At 66.3% G+C, this 22,660-nt stretch carries 24 protein-coding genes; 8 read left to right on the top strand and 16 right to left on the bottom strand.

The window, feature by feature from the left end; all coding sequences use genetic code 11:
- Positions 1-50 precede the first annotated feature (50 nt).
- Positions 51-266, bottom strand: coding sequence for a hypothetical protein (locus LQK81_RS09330; RefSeq protein ID WP_230805675.1), 216 nt, complete (start codon positions 264-266; stop codon positions 51-53).
- A gap of 98 nt (positions 267-364) precedes the next feature.
- Between LQK81_RS09330 and LQK81_RS09335 the strand changes: the two genes are divergently transcribed.
- The 3 genes from LQK81_RS09335 to ubiG all read left to right on the top strand — a co-directional run bounded on the left by LQK81_RS09335 (position 365) and on the right by ubiG (position 2,662).
- Entirely contained in the window at positions 365-1,231 is an 867-nt protein-coding gene (locus LQK81_RS09335; RefSeq protein WP_230806519.1) for a LysR family transcriptional regulator, read from the top strand.
- Between the two features lie 168 nt (positions 1,232-1,399).
- A complete protein-coding gene (locus LQK81_RS09340; RefSeq protein ID WP_230805677.1) occupies positions 1,400-1,801 on the top strand; it encodes a nuclear transport factor 2 family protein in 402 nt (133 codons plus the stop codon).
- Positions 1,802-1,912: 111 nt separating this feature from the next.
- Entirely contained in the window at positions 1,913-2,662 is a 750-nt protein-coding gene (gene ubiG, locus LQK81_RS09345; RefSeq protein ID WP_230805679.1) for a bifunctional 2-polyprenyl-6-hydroxyphenol methylase/3-demethylubiquinol 3-O-methyltransferase UbiG, read from the top strand.
- Between the two features lie 38 nt (positions 2,663-2,700).
- Here the strand turns inward: ubiG and LQK81_RS09350 are convergent, their stop codons facing one another.
- The 5 genes from LQK81_RS09350 to LQK81_RS09370 are packed head-to-tail and all read right to left on the bottom strand — an operon-like array spanning position 2,701 to position 5,673.
- On the bottom strand, positions 2,701-3,300 hold the full coding sequence (locus tag LQK81_RS09350) for a DUF3291 domain-containing protein (RefSeq protein WP_230805680.1): 600 nt from the start codon (positions 3,298-3,300) through the stop codon (positions 2,701-2,703).
- Between the two features lie 2 nt (positions 3,301-3,302).
- The gene (locus LQK81_RS09355) at positions 3,303-3,731 is read right to left on the bottom strand and encodes a DUF1178 family protein (RefSeq protein WP_230805681.1); all 429 of its coding nucleotides are present in this window, start codon (positions 3,729-3,731) and stop codon (positions 3,303-3,305) included.
- The gene (locus LQK81_RS09360; RefSeq protein ID WP_230805683.1) at positions 3,728-4,585 is read right to left on the bottom strand and encodes a carbon-nitrogen hydrolase family protein; all 858 of its coding nucleotides are present in this window, start codon (positions 4,583-4,585) and stop codon (positions 3,728-3,730) included. The genes LQK81_RS09355 and LQK81_RS09360 overlap by 4 nt, the downstream gene beginning before the upstream one ends.
- A gap of 12 nt (positions 4,586-4,597) precedes the next feature.
- Positions 4,598-4,855 (bottom strand): glutaredoxin 3, encoded by a 258-nt coding sequence (grxC, locus tag LQK81_RS09365; RefSeq protein ID WP_230805686.1) that lies wholly within the window; start codon positions 4,853-4,855, stop codon positions 4,598-4,600.
- Between the two features lie 41 nt (positions 4,856-4,896).
- On the bottom strand, positions 4,897-5,673 hold the full coding sequence (locus LQK81_RS09370) for a ComF family protein (protein ID WP_230805688.1): 777 nt from the start codon (positions 5,671-5,673) through the stop codon (positions 4,897-4,899).
- A gap of 84 nt (positions 5,674-5,757) precedes the next feature.
- Here LQK81_RS09370 and LQK81_RS09375 point away from each other — a divergent pair, with 84 nt between their 5' ends.
- On the top strand, positions 5,758-6,633 hold the full coding sequence (locus LQK81_RS09375) for a class I SAM-dependent methyltransferase (protein WP_230805690.1): 876 nt from the start codon (positions 5,758-5,760) through the stop codon (positions 6,631-6,633).
- 48 nt (positions 6,634-6,681) lie between these two features.
- Here the strand turns inward: LQK81_RS09375 and LQK81_RS09380 are convergent, their stop codons facing one another.
- The 6 genes from LQK81_RS09380 to LQK81_RS09405 form a co-directional block, all read right to left on the bottom strand.
- A complete protein-coding gene (locus LQK81_RS09380; RefSeq protein ID WP_230805692.1) occupies positions 6,682-6,849 on the bottom strand; it encodes a Flp family type IVb pilin in 168 nt (55 codons plus the stop codon).
- Positions 6,850-6,907: 58 nt separating this feature from the next.
- Positions 6,908-7,225, bottom strand: a complete 318-nt coding sequence (locus LQK81_RS09385) for a hypothetical protein (RefSeq protein WP_230805694.1) — start codon at positions 7,223-7,225, stop codon at positions 6,908-6,910.
- A gap of 184 nt (positions 7,226-7,409) precedes the next feature.
- Positions 7,410-7,826: an 8-oxo-dGTP diphosphatase MutT gene (mutT, locus tag LQK81_RS09390; RefSeq protein ID WP_230805696.1), complete on the bottom strand. Its 417-nt coding sequence runs from the start codon at positions 7,824-7,826 to the stop codon at positions 7,410-7,412.
- Positions 7,823-8,590, bottom strand: a complete 768-nt coding sequence (locus LQK81_RS09395) for a GNAT family N-acetyltransferase (protein WP_230805699.1) — start codon at positions 8,588-8,590, stop codon at positions 7,823-7,825. Before LQK81_RS09395 ends, mutT begins: the two co-directional genes overlap by 4 nt.
- Before the next feature lie 62 nt (positions 8,591-8,652).
- Positions 8,653-9,894 carry a bifunctional glutamate N-acetyltransferase/amino-acid acetyltransferase ArgJ gene (gene argJ, locus LQK81_RS09400; protein ID WP_230805701.1) on the bottom strand — a complete coding sequence of 414 codons (1,242 nt, stop codon included), beginning with the start codon at positions 9,892-9,894 and terminating at the stop codon, positions 8,653-8,655.
- A 55-nt stretch (positions 9,895-9,949) separates the two neighbouring features.
- The gene (locus LQK81_RS09405; protein WP_230805703.1) at positions 9,950-10,864 is read right to left on the bottom strand and encodes a peptidylprolyl isomerase; all 915 of its coding nucleotides are present in this window, start codon (positions 10,862-10,864) and stop codon (positions 9,950-9,952) included.
- 232 nt (positions 10,865-11,096) lie between these two features.
- Here LQK81_RS09405 and secA point away from each other — a divergent pair, with 232 nt between their 5' ends.
- The 3 genes from secA to LQK81_RS09420 all read left to right on the top strand — a co-directional run bounded on the left by secA (position 11,097) and on the right by LQK81_RS09420 (position 16,700).
- The gene (secA, locus tag LQK81_RS09410) at positions 11,097-13,814 is read left to right on the top strand and encodes a preprotein translocase subunit SecA (protein ID WP_230805705.1); all 2,718 of its coding nucleotides are present in this window, start codon (positions 11,097-11,099) and stop codon (positions 13,812-13,814) included.
- 200 nt (positions 13,815-14,014) lie between these two features.
- A complete protein-coding gene (locus tag LQK81_RS09415; RefSeq protein WP_230805707.1) occupies positions 14,015-15,433 on the top strand; it encodes a lipopolysaccharide biosynthesis protein in 1,419 nt (472 codons plus the stop codon).
- Position 15,434: 1 nt separating this feature from the next.
- Positions 15,435-16,700 (top strand): GNAT family N-acetyltransferase, encoded by a 1,266-nt coding sequence (locus LQK81_RS09420; protein WP_230805709.1) that lies wholly within the window; start codon positions 15,435-15,437, stop codon positions 16,698-16,700.
- 24 nt (positions 16,701-16,724) lie between these two features.
- On the opposite strand, the gene LQK81_RS09425 is transcribed toward LQK81_RS09420, so the two are convergent.
- Both LQK81_RS09425 and LQK81_RS09430 read right to left on the bottom strand, forming a co-directional pair.
- Positions 16,725-18,374, bottom strand: coding sequence for an AMP-binding protein (locus tag LQK81_RS09425; RefSeq protein WP_230805710.1), 1,650 nt, complete (start codon positions 18,372-18,374; stop codon positions 16,725-16,727).
- An 84-nt stretch (positions 18,375-18,458) separates the two neighbouring features.
- On the bottom strand, positions 18,459-18,722 hold the full coding sequence (locus LQK81_RS09430; RefSeq protein WP_230805712.1) for a BON domain-containing protein: 264 nt from the start codon (positions 18,720-18,722) through the stop codon (positions 18,459-18,461).
- 113 nt (positions 18,723-18,835) lie between these two features.
- Between LQK81_RS09430 and LQK81_RS09435 the strand changes: the two genes are divergently transcribed.
- Positions 18,836-20,050: an adenylate/guanylate cyclase domain-containing protein gene (locus tag LQK81_RS09435; RefSeq protein WP_230805714.1), complete on the top strand. Its 1,215-nt coding sequence runs from the start codon at positions 18,836-18,838 to the stop codon at positions 20,048-20,050.
- Positions 20,051-20,062: 12 nt separating this feature from the next.
- On the opposite strand, the gene LQK81_RS09440 is transcribed toward LQK81_RS09435, so the two are convergent.
- Entirely contained in the window at positions 20,063-20,986 is a 924-nt protein-coding gene (locus LQK81_RS09440) for a dimethylarginine dimethylaminohydrolase family protein (RefSeq protein ID WP_230805716.1), read from the bottom strand.
- A 19-nt stretch (positions 20,987-21,005) separates the two neighbouring features.
- A complete protein-coding gene (locus LQK81_RS09445) occupies positions 21,006-22,583 on the bottom strand; it encodes an amidohydrolase (protein WP_230805718.1) in 1,578 nt (525 codons plus the stop codon).
- Positions 22,584-22,660 lie beyond the last annotated feature (77 nt).

The raw sequence follows: 22,660 nt of genomic DNA on the forward strand, positions 1-22,660 counted from the left end.
GGGCGCAATGGCGAGACCCGGCCTTGCGGAACCGGCACCGCGGGCGGCGCTCATCCGGGTCGGCGGGACCTGTCGCCGCCAATGTCCGGCAGCGCTGCGTGATCATCGGCATGGCAACCGATGACACCAGCCTCGCCGAGAAGCCGCTTGTCGCCGCGCGCCCGCAAGAGCGCGAGCGCGCGGCGTTCCGCAGCCCGCTGCCGGTGCCTTTCGAGCCACAGCCGCACCGCCTTCCTGCACGCCCGCCACGCCGTCATCCTGGACATTGCGCCCTCCGTTCTTCGGGGCAATCGTCCGCGGCCGCTCGACATTTTACAAACAAATAGATACGATACCAGCCATCAGAAATATCGATGGCGTGACGATGTCGCTGGCGCTCGAAAGTGAACTGCTGCGGACCTTCCTCGTGATCGCCGAGACGGGCAACGTCACGCGTGCGGCCGACGCGCTGGGGCGGACCCAGTCCGCCATCAGCATGCAGGTCAAACGGCTCGAGGATATCGTCCGCGCGCCCCTCTTCGAGCGCGGCCCCCGCGGCGTGACGCTGTCGCCGGATGGCGAACGGCTCGTCCCCTATGCTCAACGCATCGTCGGCCTGATCGACGAGACGACCTCGGCCATGCGCGCCAGCCCGCTGGACGGACCCGTGAGGGTCGGCATTCCCGAGGAATACACCCAGACGGTCTTGCCGAGGGCGCTCGCCGCCTTCGCCGAATGCCACCCGGCTGCCGAGGTGACGGTCCGGTGCGGCCATTCCGTCCAGCTGATATCGGCGCTGGAGAGCGACGAACTCGACATCATCGTCGTCTTCGACTGGCGTGGATCGATGTCGGGCGAGGTCCTCTGCATCGACCCGACCGTATGGGTCACCTCGCGCGCCCACGATATCCATCTGCTGCGCCCGGTGCCGATCGCCGTCTATCGGAATTCCGGCTGGTATCGCGATTTCGCGATCCCCTCGCTCCGGCAGCATGCCATTCCCTATCGCGAGGCGTTCAGTTGCGACACCTGCGGCGGGCTGAAGACGGCGGTCGCGGCCGGACTTGCGATCGCGCCGCTGGCGCGCGGCAACATCCCCGCCTCCTGCCGGGAGCTGACGCGCGAGGACGGTTTCCCGCCGGTCGATTCCTCGCGTGTCGTGCTGAAGCGCAATCCCCGCCGCTCCAGCCCGGCCGTTGACAGCATGGCCAATGTGGTCCGCACCGCCTTCCAGCCCGCCCCCTCCGGTTAGTCGCACGGCCATGGCGCCGGACGCAGCTCGGCGTCGGGAGACCGGCGCCTGCATGGTTGCAACGGCAGCCGGATCGGTCAAGAATGCGCCATTCGAGCGGCACGGGACGACCGGCATCCGGTTTGGTCGTCGCGCCGGCAGGACGCGACCCGAACGGAGTTCCTATCCATGTCCGACGATTTCCACGCCTTCATCCAGAAACGCAAGGAAGTGGCGCGCGCCTATGTCAACGGCGATGCAGCTCCGCTCGAACGGATCGCTTCGGTCGATTTCCCCGCCAGCTTCTTCCATCCCAAGGGCGTCGTGGTCGAAGGGGCCGAGCGGGTGCTGGCTCGCTATGTCGATGACGCCACGGCCTTCTGTCCCGGCGGCGAAAGCGATATCGAGATCATCCAGATGGGACACGACGCCAAGGTCGGCTACTGGGTCGGCTACCAGAACGCCTCGGTCCGCCTGAAGGGCACGCCCGAGCCCGTGCAGATGCGCCTGCGCGTGACCGAGATATTTCGCCGCACCAACGGCCAATGGCAGCTCGTGCACCGGCACGCCGACATGCCCGAAGCTCGATAGGATGGCGCAGAACCGCAGGTGTCGCCCCGCCGGCCGGCGGCGCGGAGGGCGGCCCTTGACTTCCCCGCCCGTTCGTCCGACTTCAAAGGCGCAGGCAACAAGGAGTTTCCCATGACCGAGGCAGCGCGCACGACCATCGACCAGGCCGAAGTCGACCGGTTTTCGGCGATGGCCGCGGAATGGTGGGATCCGACCGGAAAGTTCCGCCCGCTGCACAAGTTCAATCCGGTCCGCCTCAGCTATATCCGCGACCTCGCCTCGGAGCATTTCGGCCGCGACCCGAAATCACATCGTCCGCTGGAGGGCCTGCGCGTGCTCGACATCGGCTGCGGCGGCGGCCTTCTGTCGGAACCGATGGCCCGCATGGGCGCAACAGTCGTCGGCGCCGACGCCTCGGAAAAGAACATCGGCATCGCCAAAACCCATGCCGCCGGCTCCGGCGTCGAAGTGGACTACCGCGCCGTGACGGCCGAGGCGCTGGCCGCGGCCGGAGAGAGCTTCGATATCGTACTGAACATGGAAGTGGTCGAGCACGTCGCCGACGTCGATTTCTTCATCGCCACCTGCGCATCGATGGTCCGCCCCGGCGGCATGATGTTCGTCGCCACCATCAACCGCACCCTGAAGGCGGCCGCCCTCGCCATCTTCGCAGCCGAGAACGTCCTGCGCTGGCTGCCGAAGGGCACCCATCAGTACGAGAAGCTGGTCCGCCCGGAAGAGATCGAAAAGCCGCTGACAGCATCCGGCCTGACCGTCACCGACCGCACCGGCGTCTTCTTTAGCCCGCTGTCCAACCAGTGGAACCTGTCAAAGGACATGGACGTCAACTACATGCTGGTCGCGCGCCGGCCCAAGGCCTGACGCTTCAGCCGCAAGCGGCCGACATCGTACGGCCGGCCCTACACACTCAGTGACCGAACATGCGCCAGCAGATGCGCCTGCCCGGCCGCGTTGGCTTCGACCACGCGGCGCACGCGCGCCCGGTCGATCGTGGAAGGTGTGCCCGCGGGATCGTAGGATTCCTTGAAGGTGAAGGCGTGTGCGCTCGCACCGTTGTCATGCAGATGCTCGAGCCGGGTCACGCCATCCGCCCATTGCGGACACGATCCCGCCTCCACCCACCAGAGCACGAGCGCGGGCCACGCCTGCTTGCGGTTCCAGTTGCGGGCATGCTTGAGCGCATTTGCATGCACGCCGCTGTAGGAAAAGGCCATGAGCGTTTCGATGTCACGCCATAGCGACAGCGAGGACGGTCCGCTTTCGTATCCGCTGCCCTCGATGAAGCGCGGGAAGGTCTGCGGACCCCAGCTTTCGGGACCGTCGACACCGGCATAGCCCGATCGAGCGATGAAGCCTTCGGCAAGCTCGGCCGCCCTGAAATTGGCCGCCTCCCGCAGGCGAAATCCCTCCACTGCAGGACTTTCGTAGTCGGCAACGTGCAGTCCGAAATTGTACATCGCCAGATGATGACGCGCGCCCTTCGAACCGTCCGCAGGCATCCTCAGTTCGTCTCGTCGGGAAGAACGGGCAATGGTGCGATCTCCACGCCCTCCTCGATCAGTTCGCGCGCCTCCTGCGCCGTCGCCTTGCCGATGAGCCCGCGCTGCTCGGCCTCGCCATAATGGATCTTGCGCGCCTCTTCGGGGAAACGCTCGCCGACGTCCTCGGCATTGGCGCGGATCGCGGTGACCAGTTCGCGCAGTTTGCCCACCATCTCCTGGTTGTGCGCCGTCATGACGGCATGCCGCCGCTCCTCCTTCTTGCGGGCGGTCGAGACGGACGGCGCCATCAGGCGCTTCGTCACCCGCGGCGAGCCGCAGGTCGGACAGCTGACGAGCGAGCGCTCCCGCTGCCGGTCGAAGTCTTCCGACGAGCCGAACCAGCCCTCGAATTCATGGGCGTTGTCACAGACGATGTCGTAGCGGATCACGCGGCAACGCCTCCCTTCGCCGGAAGGGCAACCTCCTCCACGGAAAACGGGCGGCCGTTTTTCAGGTTCGGGATCCGGTCGCGGGCGGCCTTGACTGCCGCCACGTCGATGTCGGCGACAATCACCGCCTCCCCGCTGCCGCCGGCGGCCGCCAGGACGCGGCCCCAGGGATCGACGATGATCGAATGGCCGAACGTCTCGCGCCCGTCCTGGTGAAGGCCCGCCTGGGCGGCTGCGACGATATAGACCCCGTTCTCGATGGCGCGCGCGCGCAGCAGCGTTTCCCAGTGCGCCTCGCCGGTCTGGCGCGTGAAGGCCGCCGGCACGGAGATAATCTCGGCGCCGGCCTGGGCCTCGGCCTTGAAAAGCTCAGGGAAGCGCACGTCGTAGCAGATCGCAAAGCCGAGCTTGCCGAACGGCAGCTGCGCCACCTTCGCGACGTTGCCGGGCGTGTAGGCCGCGCTCTCGCGCCAGCTCTCGCCGTTGTCCAGGTCGACGTCGAACATGTGGATCTTGTCGTAGCTGCAGACCCGCCTGCCGCCGGGGGCAAACAGGAAACCGCGATTGGCGATCTTGCCGTCTTCCCGCGCGATCGCCGTCGAGCCGACATGCACGAACACGTCGAGTTCGGCGGCAAGGTCTGCGGCCGTGCGGATGATGAGGTCGTCCGCCTCGCCCCTGAGCACGGCCTTCAGCCCGTTCCGGTCGCGCTGCACCGCGCCCGTCATTTCCGGGGTCTGGATATAGGTCGCGCCATCGCCTGCGGCCTGGCGCACCAGCCGCGCCATCGCCTCGGCATTGGCCTCGGGGTCTGTTCCGGAGCACATCTGGACGGCGGCAATTCTCACGGACATCGGCCTTGCTCCTCAGGCAGCCAGCAGCGGATCGAGCTTTCCGGCGCGCTCCAGCGCGTGCAGGTCGTCGCAGCCACCGACATGCTTTCCGTCGATGAAGATCTGCGGGAAGGTGTTGCGGCCGTTGGCCCGCTTGATCATCTCCTGGCGGAGATCGGGCGCATAGGTCGCATCGAATTCGTTGAAGGCGACACCCTTGGTTTCCAGGAGCTTCTTGGCGGCGGCGCAATAGCCGCAGAACTGTCGCGTGTAGATGTCGATCGAGGCCATGCTATGCAATCTCCATAGGCACTGAACTGGTTTTCACCTTTTCATATATGGTCCGCAAGGGCCCTTGCAAAGGTCAGCACGCAGACATCCGCCGCACCGCCGCGCTTGAGCGCCCGGGCGGCGGCAGCGACCGTGGCTCCGGTCGTGTAGACGTCGTCGACGAGAAGCACGCGCTTGCCGAAAAGCTCTGCCCGTCCCTCGCCTGCCAGGGAAAAGGCGCCCTTCACGTTGTCCCGGCGCGCATTCGCGCCGAGCCCTATCTGTTGCCGTGTCCGCCGCGTGCGCCTGAGCGCGCCGAGGACGAGCGGTTTTCCGGTCTGCCGGGCGATCGCCCGCGCCAGCTCCGACGCCTGGTTGAACTTGCGGGCGAGCAGCCTGTAGCGATGGAGCGGCACGGGCACGATCGCATCGCATTCGGCCAGGAGGCCGTCGCCCGCCCTGACCATCCAGCCGGCCATCATTGGCGCCAGGTCCGTGCGGTCACGGTATTTGAGGTTGTGCACCAGCGTGCGGGCGAGGCCGTCATGCACCACCGCGGAGCGCAGGCGGGAAAAGGGCGGTGGGTTGGCGATCGCATCCGCACTCAGGATGCCGCTGCCGAGATCATGCGAAAAGGGAACGCCGAGCACCTCGCAATAGGGTCGCTCGATGAAGCGCAGCGACGACCAGCAGCGGGCGCAGAGACCGGCGTGCCGCCCGAGCAGCACCTGGCATCCCGGACAGCACGGCGGATAGACGAACGCGAGCGCTGCCGCCGCCGCACCGCGCCCCCCTTGCAGCACGGCGTCACGAAACCTGGCGAGGCCCAATTGCGTCATGCGGTTGACATTCCCATCTCCATGACGCCATTGCACGGCGGGCCCGCCCTGCAGAAAAGCGTACCGAACGACGGGAAGTGTTCCTTGGAAGCGATCTTCGATCAAGCCCTGGTTGAAAAGAACAGGCTGCGCGCAATCGGCGCGTCGCCGGAGCCGGTCGATTTCCTCCTGAAGGTCGCCGCCGAAGAACTGTCCGAGCGGCTCGCCGTCGTCGAGCGGCAGTTCGACGAGGCAGTCGAGATCCACGGCTATTCCGGCCTGGTCGCCAGAGCGCTCGAGCGCACCGGCAAGATCGGACGGATGGCGCGGATCGAGACCGATCCCCGCTTTGCCGCACCCGGCGACACCTTGCTCACCGCACCGCTGGAGCAATTGCCGCTTGCACCGGGCTCGATCAACCTCGCCGTCTCCCCGCTGTCGCTGCACCTGACCAACGACACGCCGGGCGTCTTCGTGCAGGTCCGCCGCGCGCTCAGGCCGGACGGGCTGTTCCTCGCCGCCATCCCCGGCAGCGACACGCTGCAGGAACTGCGCGAAGTGCTTCTCCAGGCGGAGGTCGAGATGACGGGCGGGGCCAGCCCGCGCGTCATTCCCTTCGCCGACATCCGCGACATCGGCGCGCTGCTTCAGCGCGCCGGCTTCGCCCTGCCCGTCACCGACAAGGAAACCTACACCGTCCGCTACGATTCGATCTTTCCCCTGATGAAGGATCTGCGCGCTATGGGGATGTCCAACCCGCTCTCCGCCCGCAGCCGCAAGCCGCTGACGCGCGCCTTCTTCCTGCGTGCGGCCGAACTCTATGCCGAGCGCTACTCCGATCCCGACGGGCGGATCCGCGCGACCTTCTCGATCATCTATCTGTCGGGCTGGGCGCCGCACGAGAGCCAGCAGAAGCCGTTGAAGCCGGGCTCGGCGAAGGTGCGGCTTGCGGATGCGCTGAAGGCGAAGACGACAGGCTGACGCCCGCCACCCTCCACGGCGCGTCGGTTACGCGAGGGTAGCTGCGGCTCACGGAGTCTCGAGGCTGTCTCCGACGATCGTGAAGGTATTGTTCAGTTCGCCGGTAAACGCCCTGAGGCCGCCGACGACCGCGACCGATATCATCACGGCGATGAGGCCGTACTCGACAGCGGTGGCGCCGCTACGGTCCAGCAGGAAAGCTCTGAGCAGACGCATGACAACCTCGCTTCAATCTCTTGCCGGATCCGGGGCGACCGTTGCTTCGGGCGCGACCTCAGCAGCCATTCGTACCCTCGCCGACGATGCAGACGGCGCCGGGCATTTCCTGAAGGACGCTCCGGCGAACGGTGTAGCGTTTGCCTTCGCCGCGCATGGGCACCGAGCCGGTCGACATCATGTCGAATTCGCCTGGTGTCTGGGCCATGATGCGCGTGTTCGTCCTGGATGACAGGACCGGCGCCAGCACCAGCGCAAGCGCGATCGCAGCCGTGCCGAACAGAAGCGCAAGGTTGAGGACGCCGATCCGGCCATTGCCAGATACCGTCGTCAGTTCCTTGTCCTGAACTGCTTGCCAGAATTCGTCGTCCCGCATTTTCGCAATCTCTCGATGGGCGTCTTTGTCGCCGCCTGCCTCTTTCGCAGGACAGCCGCTCACGATGCCGCGACGTCCACGCGCCGAGGAGGCGCCGGAGCACGACGGCAGGGCCTTATCCTGAACGAGGGAGATAAACGATCGATTAATGAATGGCCCGATACGGGAAAGATGGGCCGCCTTTTTACAGCAGATCCATCAGGTAGGGGATCAGCGGTTCGTCCGCCGGCGGCATCGGATAGTCCCGAAGCGTCTTCGGCTTGACCCACTTCAACGCCTGCCCCTCGCGGCCATGTGCGGTCCCCTCGAACCGGCGGCAGACATAGAGCGGCATCAGCAGGTGGAAATCATCATAGGTGTGGCTGGCAAAGGTCAGCGGCGCCAGGCAGGCGACCTTGGTGGAGATGCCGAGTTCCTCGTCCAGCTCGCGGATCAGCGTCTCCTCGGGCGTTTCTCCCGGCTCGACCTTGCCGCCCGGAAACTCCCACAGTCCGGCGAGCGACTTGCCCTCCGGGCGCTGCGCCAGGAGAACGCGCCCGTCGGCGTCTATCAGCGCGCACGCGGCGACGAGCAGGATTCCGCGGGGGGCGTTCCCGGTCATGGCGCCACCGGTCCGCGGTAGACGTAGCGATAGACCTCGCGAAAACCGGCCGTGCGGTAGAGGTGCGCCGCACCCTCGTTTTCGATTTCGGCCTGCACCCAGGCGCGCCTGGCGCCGCGAAGCCTCGCCCAGCGCATGGCGGAGTTCAGGATCGAGGTGGCGATGCCGCGGCCGCGCATGTCCGGTGCCACGGCAAGCTGCAGGATGCCGGCAAGGTCGTTGTCGTGCACGGCGAGCGCAACGGCGGTCGGCCCGAAATCCGGCTTCTCGAAGATGAACAGCCCTGCTTCCGGGCTGATCGCGTTGACGATTTCCGTCAGCCCCGGCTTCAGCCCGGGATCGTCACCGGAGACGCGGATCCGTGCATCGACGAAGCGGCCGACGTCGCGGCTCGGCACATGCTCCACGCCGTCGGCGCTTTCCGGAGCCACCGGCTCCGCCAGGTCGACGAGCATCACCGCCGTCTCCCCGGCATGCGACCAGCCCGCCTCGTCCATCATCTCGACGAGCGACGGCGGGGTCAGCGGTGTCTGCCGTATCAACAGCGGCCGGCCATAGTCGGAAAAGCGCTTGGCCGCCTTCTCGACGCGGACGGAGAGGTCCCGCACGTCGGAAGGATCGAGCGGATTGACGGAGTTCAGCCGTTTGGAGGGATGGCCGGCATTCAGGCGGATCAGCCAGCTGCCGTCATACTGGGTCGACGCCGCCGGCCAGGCGCGGAAACCGACGGCTTCCAGCCGACGGACGCTTGCCAGGTCAGCCATGGCGTTTTGCTCCCTGAAAGTGCGGATGGCGGGGTCGGTCACGGCAGACTTGGTCCCGGACATCAGCTGCGATAGTCGCCATTGATCTCGACATACGCCTTGGTGAGGTCGCACGTCCACACGGTCGCCTTGCCGGACCCGAGCCCGATATCGACGCGAATGGCGATATCCTCTTCCTTCATCACGGCGGAGGCGGCCTCTTCCAAGTAGCCCGGATCGCGCTCGCCGTCGACGGCAACGCGGACGTCGCCGAACCAGATCGCCAGGCGGTCGCGGTCTGCCATTTCGCCGGACTTGCCGACGGCCATCACCACGCGGCCCCAGTTGGCGTCCTCGCCGGCGACGGCAGTCTTCACCAAAGGCGAATTGGCGATCGACAGCGCGATCTTCTTGGCGGCGGCGTCGCTCTCGGCACCCTCGACGGTGATCGCCACCATCTTGCGCGCGCCCTCGCCGTCGCGAACGACCTGCAGCGCCAGATCCTTCAGGAGATCGTCGAGCGCTGCCCTGAAGGCTGCGAGCGCGGGGTCGGCCGGGCCGGAAACCGGCTTCTGGCCATCCGCAGCCGCGGCACCGGTGGCAAACAGCAAGAGCGTGTCGGACGTGGACGTGTCGCTGTCGACGGTCACGGCATTGAAGGTCGGCTCGACGCCTTCGGAAAGGAGCGTCTGCAGGGTGGCGGCCGGAATGTCGGCGTCGGTGACGACGAAGGAGAGCATCGTCGCCATGTCCGGCGCGATCATGCCCGCCCCCTTGGCCATGCCGTTGATCCGCACCTCGACGTCGCCGATGCGGGCCGCCCGCGTCGCGACCTTGGGATAGGTGTCCGTGGTCATGATCGCCTTGGCCGCCTCGAACCAGAAATCCTCGCGCGCCGTAGCCGCAAGCCCGTCGAGCACGCCGGAAAACTTGGTGGCGTCCAGCGGTTCGCCGATGACGCCGGTGGAGGCGAGGAACACCTCGCCTTCGCTGCAGCCGGCGGCCCTGGCAGCGGCCGCCGCCGTCATCGCCGTCGATTCACGGCCTTTGCGACCGGTGAACGCATTCGCATTGCCCGAGTTGACGACCACGGCCCGGGCCTTGCCGCCGGCAAGGTTGTCCCGGCAGAAATCGACGGGCGCCGAGGGGCACTTCGACCGCGTGAACACGCCTGCGACCGTCGCCGGCGTGTCGAAGATCATCATCAGCACGTCGGTTCGGTCCTTGTACTTGATGCCGGCGGCGGCGGTCGCCATGCGCACGCCGCGCACCGGCGGCATGTCGGCAAAGGACTTCGGGGCAAGCGGAGAGACGGGACCGGACATGGCGTTTCCTGCAAATGCGAGACGGCCCGCCACGAGGGCGGGCCCGGATCAAGGCTTACTGCTGCGCCGGCTGCTCGGGAGCGGCGGGCTGCCCGGGGGCCGCCGGCTGGTCGGGCGAAACCTGCTGGGGATTGTTGATCTGATCATAGGCGGTCTTCAGCGCCGGATCCTCGATCTCGACGGTGGCCGCGCCCTTGGCGGCTTCCAGCAGGGCGACGTACTTGTCGCGCATGATCAGCTGGCGCACCTGCGGCTCAACCTGTTCCAGCGGAGGCGGCGCCTGCGTGCGCTTGTCCTCCACGAGGATCACGTGATAGCCGAACTGGCTCTTCACCGGCTCCTTGGTGTAGGCGCCCTTCTCCAGCGCGAAGGCTGCCGTCTCGAATTCCGGAACCATGCGGCCCTTGGTGAAGTAGCCGAGGTCGCCGCCTTCGGACGCGGCGTCGGTCGACTTCTCCTTGGCGAGTTCGGCAAAGTCCTTGCCGCCGTCGAGCGCGGCGATCACGTCCTTCGCCTCCTGCTCGGTCTTCACCAGGATGTGGCGGGCCTTGACCTCTTCCTGCGGCTCGATCGCGGCGATTTCCGTCTCGTAGCGCGCCTTGACCTCTTCCGGCGTGATCGCATCGACCACATGCTTCTTGAAGTAGGCGTTGTGCAACTCGCGCTCGGTCAGGAACGCGACGCGCTGCTTGAAGGTCGTGTCATTCTCCAGCCCCTCCTTGCTGGCATCGGCGGCGAGCAGCTTGACATCGATGATGGCGGAAAGGGCGGCGACCGTCTTCTGTTCCGGCGGCAGGTTTGCAAGTTGCGGATCGAGGCCTGCGATGGCGAGGTCGATCTCGGACTGGCGGACTTCCGCGCCGCCGACCTTGGCCACGACCGGATCGGAGGCGTCCTGAGCAAAGGCGGCACCGTGGGCAGCCGCAATCGCGATGAGCGCCACCGCGGCGAGCTTGCTGTACTTGAACATTCTCATAAACCTTTCACAGTCGGCCAACTTCGATGCGAAACCGGCTCTCCCCCGGTTGAACAGCACTGGAATGTGGCCGTTGTGTAACCGATTGCGCCGTTGACATCATTCGACCCCCCTCTTATCTGTCACGCAATCCCGCGTCCAGAACGTTTCCGGGCGTTTCACGGCTTTGCACGCATCATCGTTGGCGCCCCGAAACGCCTGCGACAGAGAAGAAAGGACCATCCTGATGGTCAGCCTCGGCGGTCTCGCCCGCAAACTGTTCGGCTCGTCAAACGAGCGCCGCGTCCGCTCCTACAAGGACAGGGTCGCCGCCATCAATGCCCTCGAAGCCGAGACAAAGGCGCTTTCCGACGAGCAACTGGCCGCAAAGACGGCGGAGTTCCGTAAGGAGCTTGCCGAAGGAAAGACGCTGGACGACCTGCTCGTACCCGCCTTTGCCGTTGCACGCGAGGCCGCGGTCCGCGCGCTCGGGCTTCGCCCCTTCGACGTCCAGCTGATCGGCGGCATGATCCTGCACGAGAAGTCGATCTCCGAAATGAAGACCGGCGAAGGCAAGACGCTGGTAGCCACCCTGCCGGTCTATCTCAACGCGCTTGCCGGCAAAGGCGTCCACGTCGTCACCGTCAACGACTACCTGGCCACGCGCGATGCGGGCATGATGAGCAAGATCTACGGCTTCCTCGGCCTGTCGACCGGCGTCATCGTCCACGGCCTCGACGACGACCAGCGCCGCGAGGCCTATGCCTGCGACATCACCTACGCCACCAACAACGAGCTTGGCTTCGACTATCTCCGCGACAACATGAAGTACGATCGGGGCCAGATGGTCCAGCGCGGCCACTTCTACGCGATCGTCGACGAAGTCGACTCCATCCTCGTCGACGAGGCGCGCACGCCGCTGATCATTTCCGGCCCCCTCGACGACCGTTCCGATCTCTACATCACCATCGACGCCTTCATCCCGATGCTGTCGGAGGAAGACTACGAGATCGACGAGAAGCAGCGTTCGGCGAACTTCTCCGAAGTCGGCACCGAGAAGCTCGAGAACCTGCTGCGCGAGGCCGGGCTGCTGAAGGGCGAATCGCTCTACGACGTCGAGAACGTCGCGATCGTCCATCACATTAACAACGCGCTGAAGGCCCACAAGCTCTTCACCCGCGACAAGGACTACATCGTCCGCAACGGCGAGATTGTCATCATCGACGAGTTCACCGGCCGCATGATGCCCGGCCGCCGTTATTCGGAAGGCCAGCACCAGGCGCTGGAAGCCAAGGAAAAGGTGCAGATCCAGCCCGAGAACCAGACGCTCGCCTCGATCACTTTCCAGAACTACTTCCGCATGTACGAAAAGCTTGGCGGCATGACCGGCACGGCGGCGACGGAAGCCGAGGAATTCGGCAACATCTACGGCCTCGAGGTCGTCGAGGTCCCGACCAACCTGCCGATCCAGCGCAAGGACGAGGACGACGAGGTCTACCGGACCGTCGAGGAGAAGTACAAGGCGATCATCGAGGAGATCAAGGACGCGCAGAGGCGCGGCCAGCCGATCCTGGTCGGCACGACCTCGATCGAGAAGTCGGAATATCTCGCCGAGCGCCTGAAGATGACCGGCGTCAAGGACTTCCAGGTCCTCAACGCCCGCTACCACGAGCAGGAAGCCTATATCGTCAGCCAGGCCGGCGTGCCCGGCGCCGTCACCATCGCCACCAACATGGCCGGCCGCGGCACCGACATCCAGCTCGGCGGCAACCTCGAAATGCGGCTGGAGCGTGAGCTCGCCGACATGGAGGCCGGTCCCGAGCGCGAGGCCCGGAAGCAGGCGATCACCGAGGAAGTGAAGCAGCTCAAGGAAAAGGCGCTCGCCGCCGGGGGCCTCTTCGTCCTTGCGACGGAACGCCATGAAAGCCGGCGCATCGACAACCAGCTGCGCGGCCGTTCCGGCCGCCAGGGCGATCCCGGACGCTCCAAGTTCTACCTGTCGCTTCAGGACGATCTGATGCGCATCTTCGGCTCCGACCGCATGGACGGCATGCTGCAGAAGCTGGGCCTCAAGGAAGGCGAGGCGATCGTCCACCCCTGGATCAACAAGGCACTGGAGCGGGCGCAGAAGAAGGTCGAGGCGCGCAACTTCGACATCCGCAAGAATCTCCTGAAATACGACGACGTGCTGAACGATCAGCGCAAGGTCATCTTCGAGCAGCGGCTCGAACTGATGGATGCCGAGAGCATCACCGAGATCGTCGAGGACATGCGCCACGAGGTGATCGAGAACCTCGTCAAGCTGCACATTCCCGAAAACGCCTATGCCGAGCAGTGGGACGTCGCCGGCCTGAAGAACGGCGTCGGCCAGTACCTCAATCTCGACCTGCCGGTCGAACAGTGGGCGGCCGAGGAAGGCATCGACGAGGCCGATATCCTCGAGCGTGTCCGGACTGCTGCCGACCAGGCCGCCGCCGAGCGCACCGAGCGCTTCGGCCCGCAGATCATGGCCTATGTCGAGAAGTCCGTGGTGCTGCAGACCATCGACCATCTCTGGCGCGAGCACATCGTCAATCTCGACCACCTGCGTTCCGTCATCGGGTTCCGCGGCTATGCCCAGCGCGACCCGCTGCAGGAATACAAGGGCGAGGCCTTCGAGCTGTTCCAGGCGCTTCTGGCGAACCTGCGCCAGACGGTCACCGCGCAACTGATGCGCGTCGAGCTCGTCCGTGAGGCGGCCGAGGCTCCGGCCCCCGCCTTGCCCGTCATGGAGGGCCATCACATCGACGGCACCACCGGCGAGGACGATTTTGGCGAAGGCGGTTTCATGGCCGTCGGCGTCAACCCGGAGGACCGCGACCCGCAGGACCCCGCCACCTGGGGCAAGGTCGCCCGCAACGAACCCTGCCCCTGCGGCTCGGGCAAGAAATACAAGCATTGCCACGGCGTATTCGAGCAGGCCTGATCCTGGTCGGCCGATATGAGCGTTGAGCGATGCCGCCTTCGGGCGGCATCGTCGTTTCCGGGGGCGGACGGGATCCCCTGCGACCGAAGCCCGGCGCGCCCGCACCCGCCGCTCCTGGCAAACCCCGCCCACGCTTTGTTAACCCTGATCTGGCAAGACTGCCGCGTGCGTATTGCGTGATTGTCCGGGTAGCTGTGTTCATGGCGGTGATTCAGTCGGCAGAAAAACTGCTGCCAAACGGTCTGCGCCGCAAGGTGGCCCCGTTGACGCGCCGTCTCGGCGAGATCCTTGCCGGCGACGATCCGCACAATCTCGCCCAGCGCATGGCGCTGATCGCCTTCGTCATCCGCGTCGCCAGCGCTGCGATCGCGTTCGTCTCCCAGATCATCATGGCCCGCATGATGGGCGAGTTCGAATACGGCATCTTCGTCTTCGTCTGGGTCCTCGTCGTCATCTTCGGCAATCTCTCCTGCCTCGGCTTCCATTCCACCGTCGTGCGCTTCCTGCCGCAATACAGCGCCCACGGCGCCCATGCGGAGATCCGTGGACTGACGGCTGCGGCCCACACGTTCTCGATCCTATCCTCCACCCTGCTGGCGCTGGCCGGCCTGCTTGGCCTGTGGCTGTTCTCCGCGCACCTGGAGAGCTACTACGTGGTGCCCGTCTATCTCGGCATCTTCTGCCTGCCGATGATCGCGCTCGGCGATGTGCTGGAGGGCACGGCGCGCGCGCACAGCTGGGCCGTCGTGGCGCTGAGCCCGACCTACCTCGTCCGTCCGCTGCTCATTCTCGTCTTCCTCGTCGCGGCCGTTCTCCTCGGCGCGCCGCATACGGCGGTCACCGCCATGGCCGCGGCCCTGGCGGCCACCTACCTCACCTCGGTCGTGCAGTTCTTCAATGTCGGCCAAAGGCTTCGCCGCGCCTATCTGGACGGGCCGCGCCGCCTCGAATTCGGCCTCTGGATCCGGGTGGCCCTGCCGATCTTCCTGATCGAGGGCTTCGGCTTCCTGCTGACCAATTCCGACGTCATCGTGGTCGGACTGGTCCTCGATCCGGAGAGCGTCGCGATCTACTACGCCGCCGCCAAGACCATGGCGCTCGTCCACTTCGTCCTCTTTTCCGTCAAGGCAGCCGCAGCACCGCGCTTTTCCGCCCTCTACGGGCAGGGCGACCGCACCGGGCTGGCGCATTTTGCCGGCGAGACCGTCCGCTGGAGCTTCTGGCCGTCGCTGGCCGTCGGCCTCGCCGTACTGCTCGTGGGCGATTTCCTGCTGTCCCTGTTCGGGCCGGCCTTTACCGCCGGCTACGGCGTCATGGTGATCCTGCTGGCCGGCATCCTCGCCAAGGCCGCCGTCGGCCCCGGCGAGGTGCTCCTGACCATGGCCGGCCAGCAGAAGCTGTGCATGTGGCTCTATGCGGTTGCGCTCGCCGCCAACATCGGCCTCAACATCGCCCTCATCCCGCCCTTCGGCATCGACGGCGCCGCCGTCGCGACGGCTGGCGCCATGGCGCTCGAGGCAGCCCTGCTCTTCGCCGCCGTCCGCCGCATGCTGGGCATCACCATTTTCGCGTTCGCCGCGCCGATCAGCGCCGCGACACGCCACGACAAGGCAGACTGACATGACCTTCATCAATGGATCCGGCAGCGAGGGCGTTGGGGCACCGCAGGGCGCGTCCCATCTGGCCGCACCGCAGGCGCCGCCGGCCGAGCACCGCATCGCCGTCGGCCGGCCCGGACGGTCACTTTCCCTCTATCCGGCGATGGCCGGCTACGAGTTGCAGCAGGAACTCGACTACCTCGCCAACCGGGCACTGGAGCCGAACGTCTTCTTCACCGGCCGCTTCCTCGCGCCCGCCATGCCCCGGCTCGAGGATCGCACCGTCCGCCTCTCCCTGATCCGGGACGAGGACGAGCGGCGCAGCCGCATCCGCTTCCTGATGCCGTTCTCGGTCGAACGACCCGGCTTCTCCATGGGCACGGCGATCATCCGCGGCTGGTCGAACCCGTTCGGACCGCTGGGCACTCCGCTTGTCGATACCGAGGACGCGGCCGAGACCATCGACAACCTCCTCGAGGCGCTGGCGCGGCCCGGAAACGGCCTGCCGCCGGTTCTGGTCCTGCCCGACCTGCGGCTGAACGGCGCTTTCGCGGCGCTGGCCCGCGCCGTCGCCATCGGCCGCAACCTGCCGCTGACGATCGCAAACACCTATGTGCGGCCCATGCTCGAAAGCCTGCAGGACGGGCCGACCTACCTGAAGCAGGCGATCTCGGCGCAGCACTTCCGCGAACTGCAGCGCCAGTGGCGTAAGCTCGAGGAGACGGGCGAACTCTCCTACCACGTTGCCCGCCAGCCTTCGGAAGTCCGCCTTCGGATGGAGCAGTTCCTGCTGCTGGAGGCGGCCGGCTGGAAGGGACGCGGCCGCACGGCGATGATCAACGACCGCTACCGTGCCGCCTTTGCCCGGGAGGCGATCACCAACCTCGCCGAGACCGACAGCGTGCGCATCCATACGCTGGACCTCGACGGCAAGGCGATCGCCTCGATGATCGTCTTCCTCGCCGGCGGCGAGGCCTATACGTGGAAGACGGCCTATGACGAGGCCTTCGCCCGCTTCTCGCCCGGCAAGCTGCTGGTGGCGCAGTTGACGGAATGGCATCTCGACGATGCCAACATCGTCCGCTCCGACAGTTGCGCCGTGCCGGACCATCCGGTGATGAGCCGGTTCTGGGAGGAGCGCGAGGAGATGGGAACGCTCGTCATCGGCCTACAGCAGAACGGCGACCGCGACGTCCGCCAGGTCGCCACGCAATTGCACCTCTACCGCAACACCCGCAACGTGGCCCGCATGCTGCGTGACAAGATCCGCGCGCTCGCCAAGCGCTGAGGCGCGCGGCAGGTCTCAGGCACCTCAGGCGCCGGCGGTGGCCGCCTGCGCCTCCGCCACGGCGCGCTCGCGCAGGAAGCGGCGGATGACCTTGCCGGACGTCGTCAGCGGCAGGCTGTCCACGAAGGCGACCTCCCGCGGATATTCGTGCATCGACAGCCGCATCTTCACCCAGGCGCCGATCTCGGCCGCAAGCGCCTCGCTCGCCGGGATCCCCTGTCGCAGCATCACATAAGCCTTGACGATCTCGGTGCGCACTGGATCCGGCTTGCCGACGACGGCGGCAAGCTGGACGGCCGGATGGCCGGCCAGGCAATCCTCCACCTCGCTCGGGCCGATGCGGTATCCGGACGAGGTGATGACGTCGTCGTCGCGGCCGATGAAGGTGATATAGCCCTCCGCGTCCATCCGCCCGAGATCGCCGGTCGTCATCCAGTCGCCGACGAACTTCTTCTCCGTCGCCGCCTCGTTGTTCCAGTAGCCGAGGAACATCACCGGATCCGGCCGGCGGACGGCGATCTGGCCGGCGCTGCCCGGCGGCAGCGTGTGCCCCTCGGCATCGATGATGGCGACGGTGTGGCCGGGCACGGCCTTGCCGATCGGCCCGGGACGCGACACCCCGAGACTGCCGATCGAGCCGATGACGATGTTGCATTCCGTCTGGCCGTAGAACTCGTTGATCGTGATGCCGAGTGTCCGGCGCACCCAATCCCAGGTTTCCCGCCCGAGCGATTCGCCTGCGGTGCCGATTGTCCGCAGGTTGAGCCGGTAGCGCTTCAGCGGTTCCTCCACGCTCTTCATCAGCCGCAGTGCAGTCGGCGGGATGAAGGCGTTGCGAACGTCCATCTCCGCCATGATCCGGTAGGCCATGTGCGGATCGAATTTCTGTCCCGGCGAGGAGACGACGGGAACGCCCAGCAGAAGCGCCGGCAAAAGCGCATTGAGCAGGCCGCCGGCCCAGGCCCAGTCCGCCGGCGTCCAGATCCGGTCGCCGGGCTGCGGCAGGAACTCGTGGTGCATCTGGAAGCCGGGCACGTGGCCGAGAAGCACGCGGTGCCCGTGCAGCGCCCCCTTCGGCGGCCCGGTGGTGCCGGAGGTGTAGATCATCAGCGCCGGATCGTCCGGGCTGCTGTCGACCGGCGTGAACGCCCCTCCTGCAGCCTCAAGGGCCTCGAAAGAAACAGTGCCCTCCACGTTCTCACCGTCGATCAAAATCACCAATGAGAGCTCTTCGAGCCGGTCCCGGATGCCGGCCAGCCGTTCGCGGCCGAAGGTGTTGGTGACGATCGCCCTGACGCCGGCATCCCGCAGCCGGAACTCCAGCGCCTCCGCGCCGAACAGAAGCGCCAGCGGCAACGCGATCGCGCCAAGCTTGTAGAGCGCAACATGGGCGATCACCGTCTCGAAGCCCTGCGGCAGAAGGATCGCGACCCGATCCCCCCGGCGCACGCCGCTTGCCGCAAGTCCGGCGGCGAAAGCGGACGAGCGTCCGGCAAGCGCGCCGTAGGTCAGGCTCTGATGATGGCCGTCGGGACAGAAATGCTGGAGACAGACGCGATCAGGCTCGCGCGCGGCCCATTGGTCGGCGACCGCCGTGCCGATGTTGAACCGCTCGGGGATCTCCCAGCGAAAGTCGCTATAGAGCGCCTCATATGTCGTGCGTTCTGCAAGCATGGTGCAACGCAGCCTCCTCGCTGCATTGCACTAGCATTTCGCAAGGACCTGCCGCAATGCTCCCGCTACGATGAAGGGCCGGGCTCAACCGGCGGCGAGCCTGGATTTGACCGCGCGCACGCCCGCCACCGAGTGGGCGATATCGATCGCGCGGGCGATCTCCTCCGCCGAGCCGACGCGCCCCGTCAGGTAGACCACGCCGTTTTCGCAGGTCACGGCAATATCGGAAGGGTCGACCGTGCCGGCAGCGGCGAGCGCGTCCGCCACCGCCGTTTCCAGCACGGCCGGATGCGGGCCGTCGAAATGCTCGGGGATTTCACCGTGAAACGTCCCTTCCTTGAAGACCATTTCCCCCTCCTGAGGTTCTCAACCATGGGCCGCCGGCCAATCGATATGCAATGGTGATTTTTCCTGTAATCCTGCATAGTCAAGGATCTATCACTCGCTTTTGTTGACATCCCATGGACGATCGCGACCTGCACGACATCAACCTCTGGCTATCGCAGGAGGGCTATCGGGGCACCGACGAGGCGGACCTCATCACCGGCTTCTGCGAACGCTGCAACGCCAGGGGCCTTCCGATCGACCGCGTCCTTGCGATCATCGATACCCTGCATCCGGACTTCGAGGGCCGGGCGTTCCATTGGGAGAGCACCGGTCCCGTGCCCGACGCCGTCCGCGAATATGAGGCGAGCACCGAGGGCAGCGCGCTCGAATCCTGGCGCGCCTCGGTCTTCTATCACCTGATGACGGGGGACATCGACGAGATCCACCGCCCCTTCCTGCGCGGGGCACCGACGGACTTCTCGAACATGCGCGAGCTGCGGGAGGCCGGGCACACCGACTATATCGCCATGATCCACCGCTTCACCGAGAACGGCCGCGTGGGCGAGATGGACGCCTTGTTCTCGAGCTGGACGACCCGCGATCCGCAAGGATTCAGCGAAAGCGCCCTTCGCGCCCTGCGCTATCTGGTGCCGACGCTGGCGCTCGCGATCAAAAGCGTGTCGTCGATCAGGATCATCGGCACGCTCGCCGACGTCTATCTCGGCCGCGACGCGGGACGGAAGGTGGTGAGCGGGCAGATCAGCCGCGGCGCGGTGGAGAAGATCGACGCCGTGATCTGGTTCTCCGACCTGCACAACTACACCAGCATCTCCGACCGCACCGAGCCCGAACAGATCATCCCCTTCCTGAACGACTATGCCGGGCTCGTCATCGACGCGATCCACGACCACGGCGGCAGCGTGCTGAAGCTGATCGGCGACGGCGTGCTCGCGATCTTCCGCTCCGGCGACCGTCATGCGGACTGCGTGGCGGCACTCGATACCGAACGCACCGTGCACAGGAACCTCGGCGCGCTCAATGCCCGGCGCATGGCCGCGGCCATGCCTGCGACCGAGGTCTATCTCGGCCTCCATGTCGGCGAGGTGCTCTACGGCAACATCGGCAGCCAGACGCGCCTGGATTTCACCGTGGTCGGCCCGGCGGTCAATCAGGTGAGCCGCATCTCGCAGCTCTGCACCTCGGTCGACAGGGACGTCCTGATGTCGCGCGAATTCGTGGAGGCGTGTCCGGACGACCGCATCGCCGAGATGGTGTCGCTCGGCCGCTACGCGCTGCGCGGCGTCGGCCGCGCAACCGAACTCTTCACGATCGATCCGGAGAGGCGATAGCCGCGCTGCGGCTCAGGCGGCCTCGCGACGAAGCGCCTGCGCCATGCAATGGATGCCGCCGCCCGTCTTGGAGATTTCCGCCGTGTCGACGGCCGCAACCTCGAAGCCCCGCGCCTTGAGCTGCTCGATCAGCACCTTGCTCGAGGTCGGCGCGATGATCTTGGCATTGCCGAGCGACATGAAGTTGCAGCCGAGCGCCATCGTGTCGGGGAACGGCACGTTGACGATGTCGTGGCCCTTGTCCTTCAGCCAGGTGACGATCGCCGGATCGGTGCAGTCGAGGCAGACGGCCGTCAGCTTCTCGGCGATCGGCACGACCATCAGGTCGATATGCACGTAGTACTCGTCGATGAAGGCGAGCCGCGTCTCCCAGCCCTCCTTGTCGAACCAGTCCTTGACCTGGCGGGCGCCGTCCTCGTTGGTGCGCGCGCCACCGCAGCCGATCAGCACCACCCCGTCCTCGATCACATTGAAATCGCCGCCTTCGAAGGTGCCAGCCGTCACCATGTCGTAGATGGGCACGCCCAGCTTCTCATAGGTGCGGATCGCCGCATAATTCTCGCCGCGCCGCCAGGGCTGGGACATCGCGGTGATGATCGCACCATAGGGTGTCATGACAGAGGAATCGCGCGAATAGACCTGCATCGGCAGTTCCGGCGTCGGCTCGTGCCAATGGATGCGGACGCCGAAATGCTCGTAGGCTGAAACGAGTTCCTTGTGCTGCGCCTGCGCCACCTGGATGTTGCAGGGGTTCTCACGCAGGTGCTTGCGCGACAGCGACGATGTCGCCATGTGCCTAAGATAGGCCGGCGAGCCGAGCAGCACGTCGGTCAGCCTGTCGATCTCGTTGCGGAAGCCCCAGTTCTTCAGGCGTTCCGTGCCGCCCTTGAGATTGCGCCGCTGAAGGGAAAAGGGTTCGTTGAACAGTGCCGTCATCGTCGTTTTCTCCAGGCGTTCAAAGGGAAGGGATCCACCAGTCGCGGCCGCGCGGCGTGGTGACATATTCGGGCCAGCGGAAGCCGGTCGGCGGGTCGTAGTCGCAAAGCGGCGCGATCCACCTGCTGCCGCCGACCCCGCCGCCGGTGCGCTCCCGGAACTCGTCCATCGCCGCCTTTCGCGCCGCCTCGTCCTCCAGCAGCCGCAGGGCGGAACTTGCGAGGATCTTGGCGGCAGTCGTCACCATCGGGTCGATCGTCGCGGGAATGCCGCCCAGCGCATTCATCACCCAGGCCGGATAGCGATATCCGGCAGGCGCCCGCAGCGCCGGACGGGCGACATAGAAGCGGGCGAGCGGCGCATGCCAGGACATGTCGGTATAGTCGTCCGACGTCGAATTGCGCTGCGACGGCGGCAGGTCGCGCCGCAGGATCGCCTCCGCCTCCTGCGGCGCAATCAACTGCTCCAGTTCATCGATGAACGGTCGATCCATGGGCTCGAGGCCGCAATTTTTCTGGATCGCACGCGCCACGCTGCGGGCCTCCTCGCCGAAGCCCGGCGCGCCCACGTCCTGCATCACCTCCCAGACGAGGCCGGCCATCGCATGGTTGGCGAGACCGGGGCGCGACTTGCACACCCAGTGTCGTTCGAAGCGGCAGCCGGTCATGTCGGCAGCGGCCTGCGCATTTCTGTCGAGCACCGCCGTCACCTGCTCGGCCATGGCGACGGTCGGCACGCGCATCATGTACTGGATCTCGGCGAGCCCGGCCGGAAGGTTGTCCGCCGTCGCCTGTCCGGCCGTCAGGATCGCCTCGCTGATCGACCAGCCTCCCTGATGCGGCAGCATGGAATCGCGCAGGGCCTTGGACGACTGGTACATCGTCATCAGCGCGTCGTTCGCCCCCGGCGCTCGTACGGCCGAATGCGACTGCGGGATCGGCGCGCCGTCATGCGCCTCGCGTAGCCACGCCTCCGGCTCGTCGCAGACGAAGCGGTAGATCATCGAGTAGGCCGCGCCGCAATGCGTGTCCCAGCGCACCGTGTTGCACATCGGCAGCATGTAGAACGGATGGAAGGACAGGATCGCATCCAGCCCGTCATAATACCCCTTCGCCGCATGGATCGGCTTGGACCCGCGCACTTTCTCCGCCGGCTCGCCGGTGAAGCGCAGCGTCCCGCCGATGCCGTATCGCTCCATCGCCGCCTTCGTCGCCAACAGCCCGCCGAGGCCGGCGATCCCGAGGCCCGAATGCGGATCGGTGTGACCGCCGGCATGGACCGACAGCCCGTCGCGCGGCATCCGGTTCGTCGCTGCCGCCTGGCAGTTTCCGGGCACGGCGTCGTATTCGGCATAGAGGCCGATCGAGGGACCCGGCCCGTTCGACCACGTGGCGGCAAAGGCCGTCGGCATGCCGGCGGACCCCTCCTCGACGGAGAAGCCATGGGCGCGAAGAGTGCGCACGTACCACTCGGCCGAGCGATATTCACGCCATGCGGTCTCGCCGAAATCGAAGATCGTCGCGGTCCAGCCCGAGAGTTCGCCACGCATGGCATCCAGATGATCGAGCGCGTGGGACTGGGCGGCAGAGCGGGGCATGTCGTTCTCCTTGCGCCGGCCACTACAACGCACTTCGAAATTCCGAAAAAGTGAAATATCTTCCAACGATCGACAAA

Origin of the sequence: Rhizobium sp. GN54, assembly GCF_021026345.1 — a bacterium.
Lineage (GTDB): Bacteria > Pseudomonadota > Alphaproteobacteria > Rhizobiales > Rhizobiaceae > Mycoplana.

Coding starts and splice junctions, on each gene's coding strand:
- LQK81_RS09330 (WP_230805675.1), bottom strand. CDS start 266: ATGTCCAGGATGACGGCGTGGCGGGCGTGCAGGAAGGCGGTGCGGCTG.
- LQK81_RS09335 (WP_230806519.1), top strand. CDS start 365: ATGTCGCTGGCGCTCGAAAGTGAACTGCTGCGGACCTTCCTCGTGATC.
- LQK81_RS09340 (WP_230805677.1), top strand. CDS start 1,400: ATGTCCGACGATTTCCACGCCTTCATCCAGAAACGCAAGGAAGTGGCG.
- ubiG (WP_230805679.1), top strand. CDS start 1,913: ATGACCGAGGCAGCGCGCACGACCATCGACCAGGCCGAAGTCGACCGG.
- LQK81_RS09350 (WP_230805680.1), bottom strand. CDS start 3,300: ATGCCTGCGGACGGTTCGAAGGGCGCGCGTCATCATCTGGCGATGTAC.
- LQK81_RS09360 (WP_230805683.1), bottom strand. CDS start 4,585: ATGTCCGTGAGAATTGCCGCCGTCCAGATGTGCTCCGGAACAGACCCC.
- grxC (WP_230805686.1), bottom strand. CDS start 4,855: ATGGCCTCGATCGACATCTACACGCGACAGTTCTGCGGCTATTGCGCC.
- LQK81_RS09370 (WP_230805688.1), bottom strand. CDS start 5,673: ATGACGCAATTGGGCCTCGCCAGGTTTCGTGACGCCGTGCTGCAAGGG.
- LQK81_RS09380 (WP_230805692.1), bottom strand. CDS start 6,849: ATGCGTCTGCTCAGAGCTTTCCTGCTGGACCGTAGCGGCGCCACCGCT.
- LQK81_RS09385 (WP_230805694.1), bottom strand. CDS start 7,225: ATGCGGGACGACGAATTCTGGCAAGCAGTTCAGGACAAGGAACTGACG.
- mutT (WP_230805696.1), bottom strand. CDS start 7,826: ATGACCGGGAACGCCCCCCGCGGAATCCTGCTCGTCGCCGCGTGCGCG.
- LQK81_RS09395 (WP_230805699.1), bottom strand. CDS start 8,590: ATGGCTGACCTGGCAAGCGTCCGTCGGCTGGAAGCCGTCGGTTTCCGC.
- argJ (WP_230805701.1), bottom strand. CDS start 9,894: ATGTCCGGTCCCGTCTCTCCGCTTGCCCCGAAGTCCTTTGCCGACATG.
- LQK81_RS09405 (WP_230805703.1), bottom strand. CDS start 10,864: ATGTTCAAGTACAGCAAGCTCGCCGCGGTGGCGCTCATCGCGATTGCG.
- secA (WP_230805705.1), top strand. CDS start 11,097: ATGGTCAGCCTCGGCGGTCTCGCCCGCAAACTGTTCGGCTCGTCAAAC.
- LQK81_RS09415 (WP_230805707.1), top strand. CDS start 14,015: ATGGCGGTGATTCAGTCGGCAGAAAAACTGCTGCCAAACGGTCTGCGC.
- LQK81_RS09420 (WP_230805709.1), top strand. CDS start 15,435: ATGACCTTCATCAATGGATCCGGCAGCGAGGGCGTTGGGGCACCGCAG.
- LQK81_RS09425 (WP_230805710.1), bottom strand. CDS start 18,374: ATGCTTGCAGAACGCACGACATATGAGGCGCTCTATAGCGACTTTCGC.
- LQK81_RS09430 (WP_230805712.1), bottom strand. CDS start 18,722: ATGGTCTTCAAGGAAGGGACGTTTCACGGTGAAATCCCCGAGCATTTC.
- LQK81_RS09435 (WP_230805714.1), top strand. CDS start 18,836: ATGGACGATCGCGACCTGCACGACATCAACCTCTGGCTATCGCAGGAG.
- LQK81_RS09440 (WP_230805716.1), bottom strand. CDS start 20,986: ATGACGGCACTGTTCAACGAACCCTTTTCCCTTCAGCGGCGCAATCTC.
- LQK81_RS09445 (WP_230805718.1), bottom strand. CDS start 22,583: ATGCCCCGCTCTGCCGCCCAGTCCCACGCGCTCGATCATCTGGATGCC.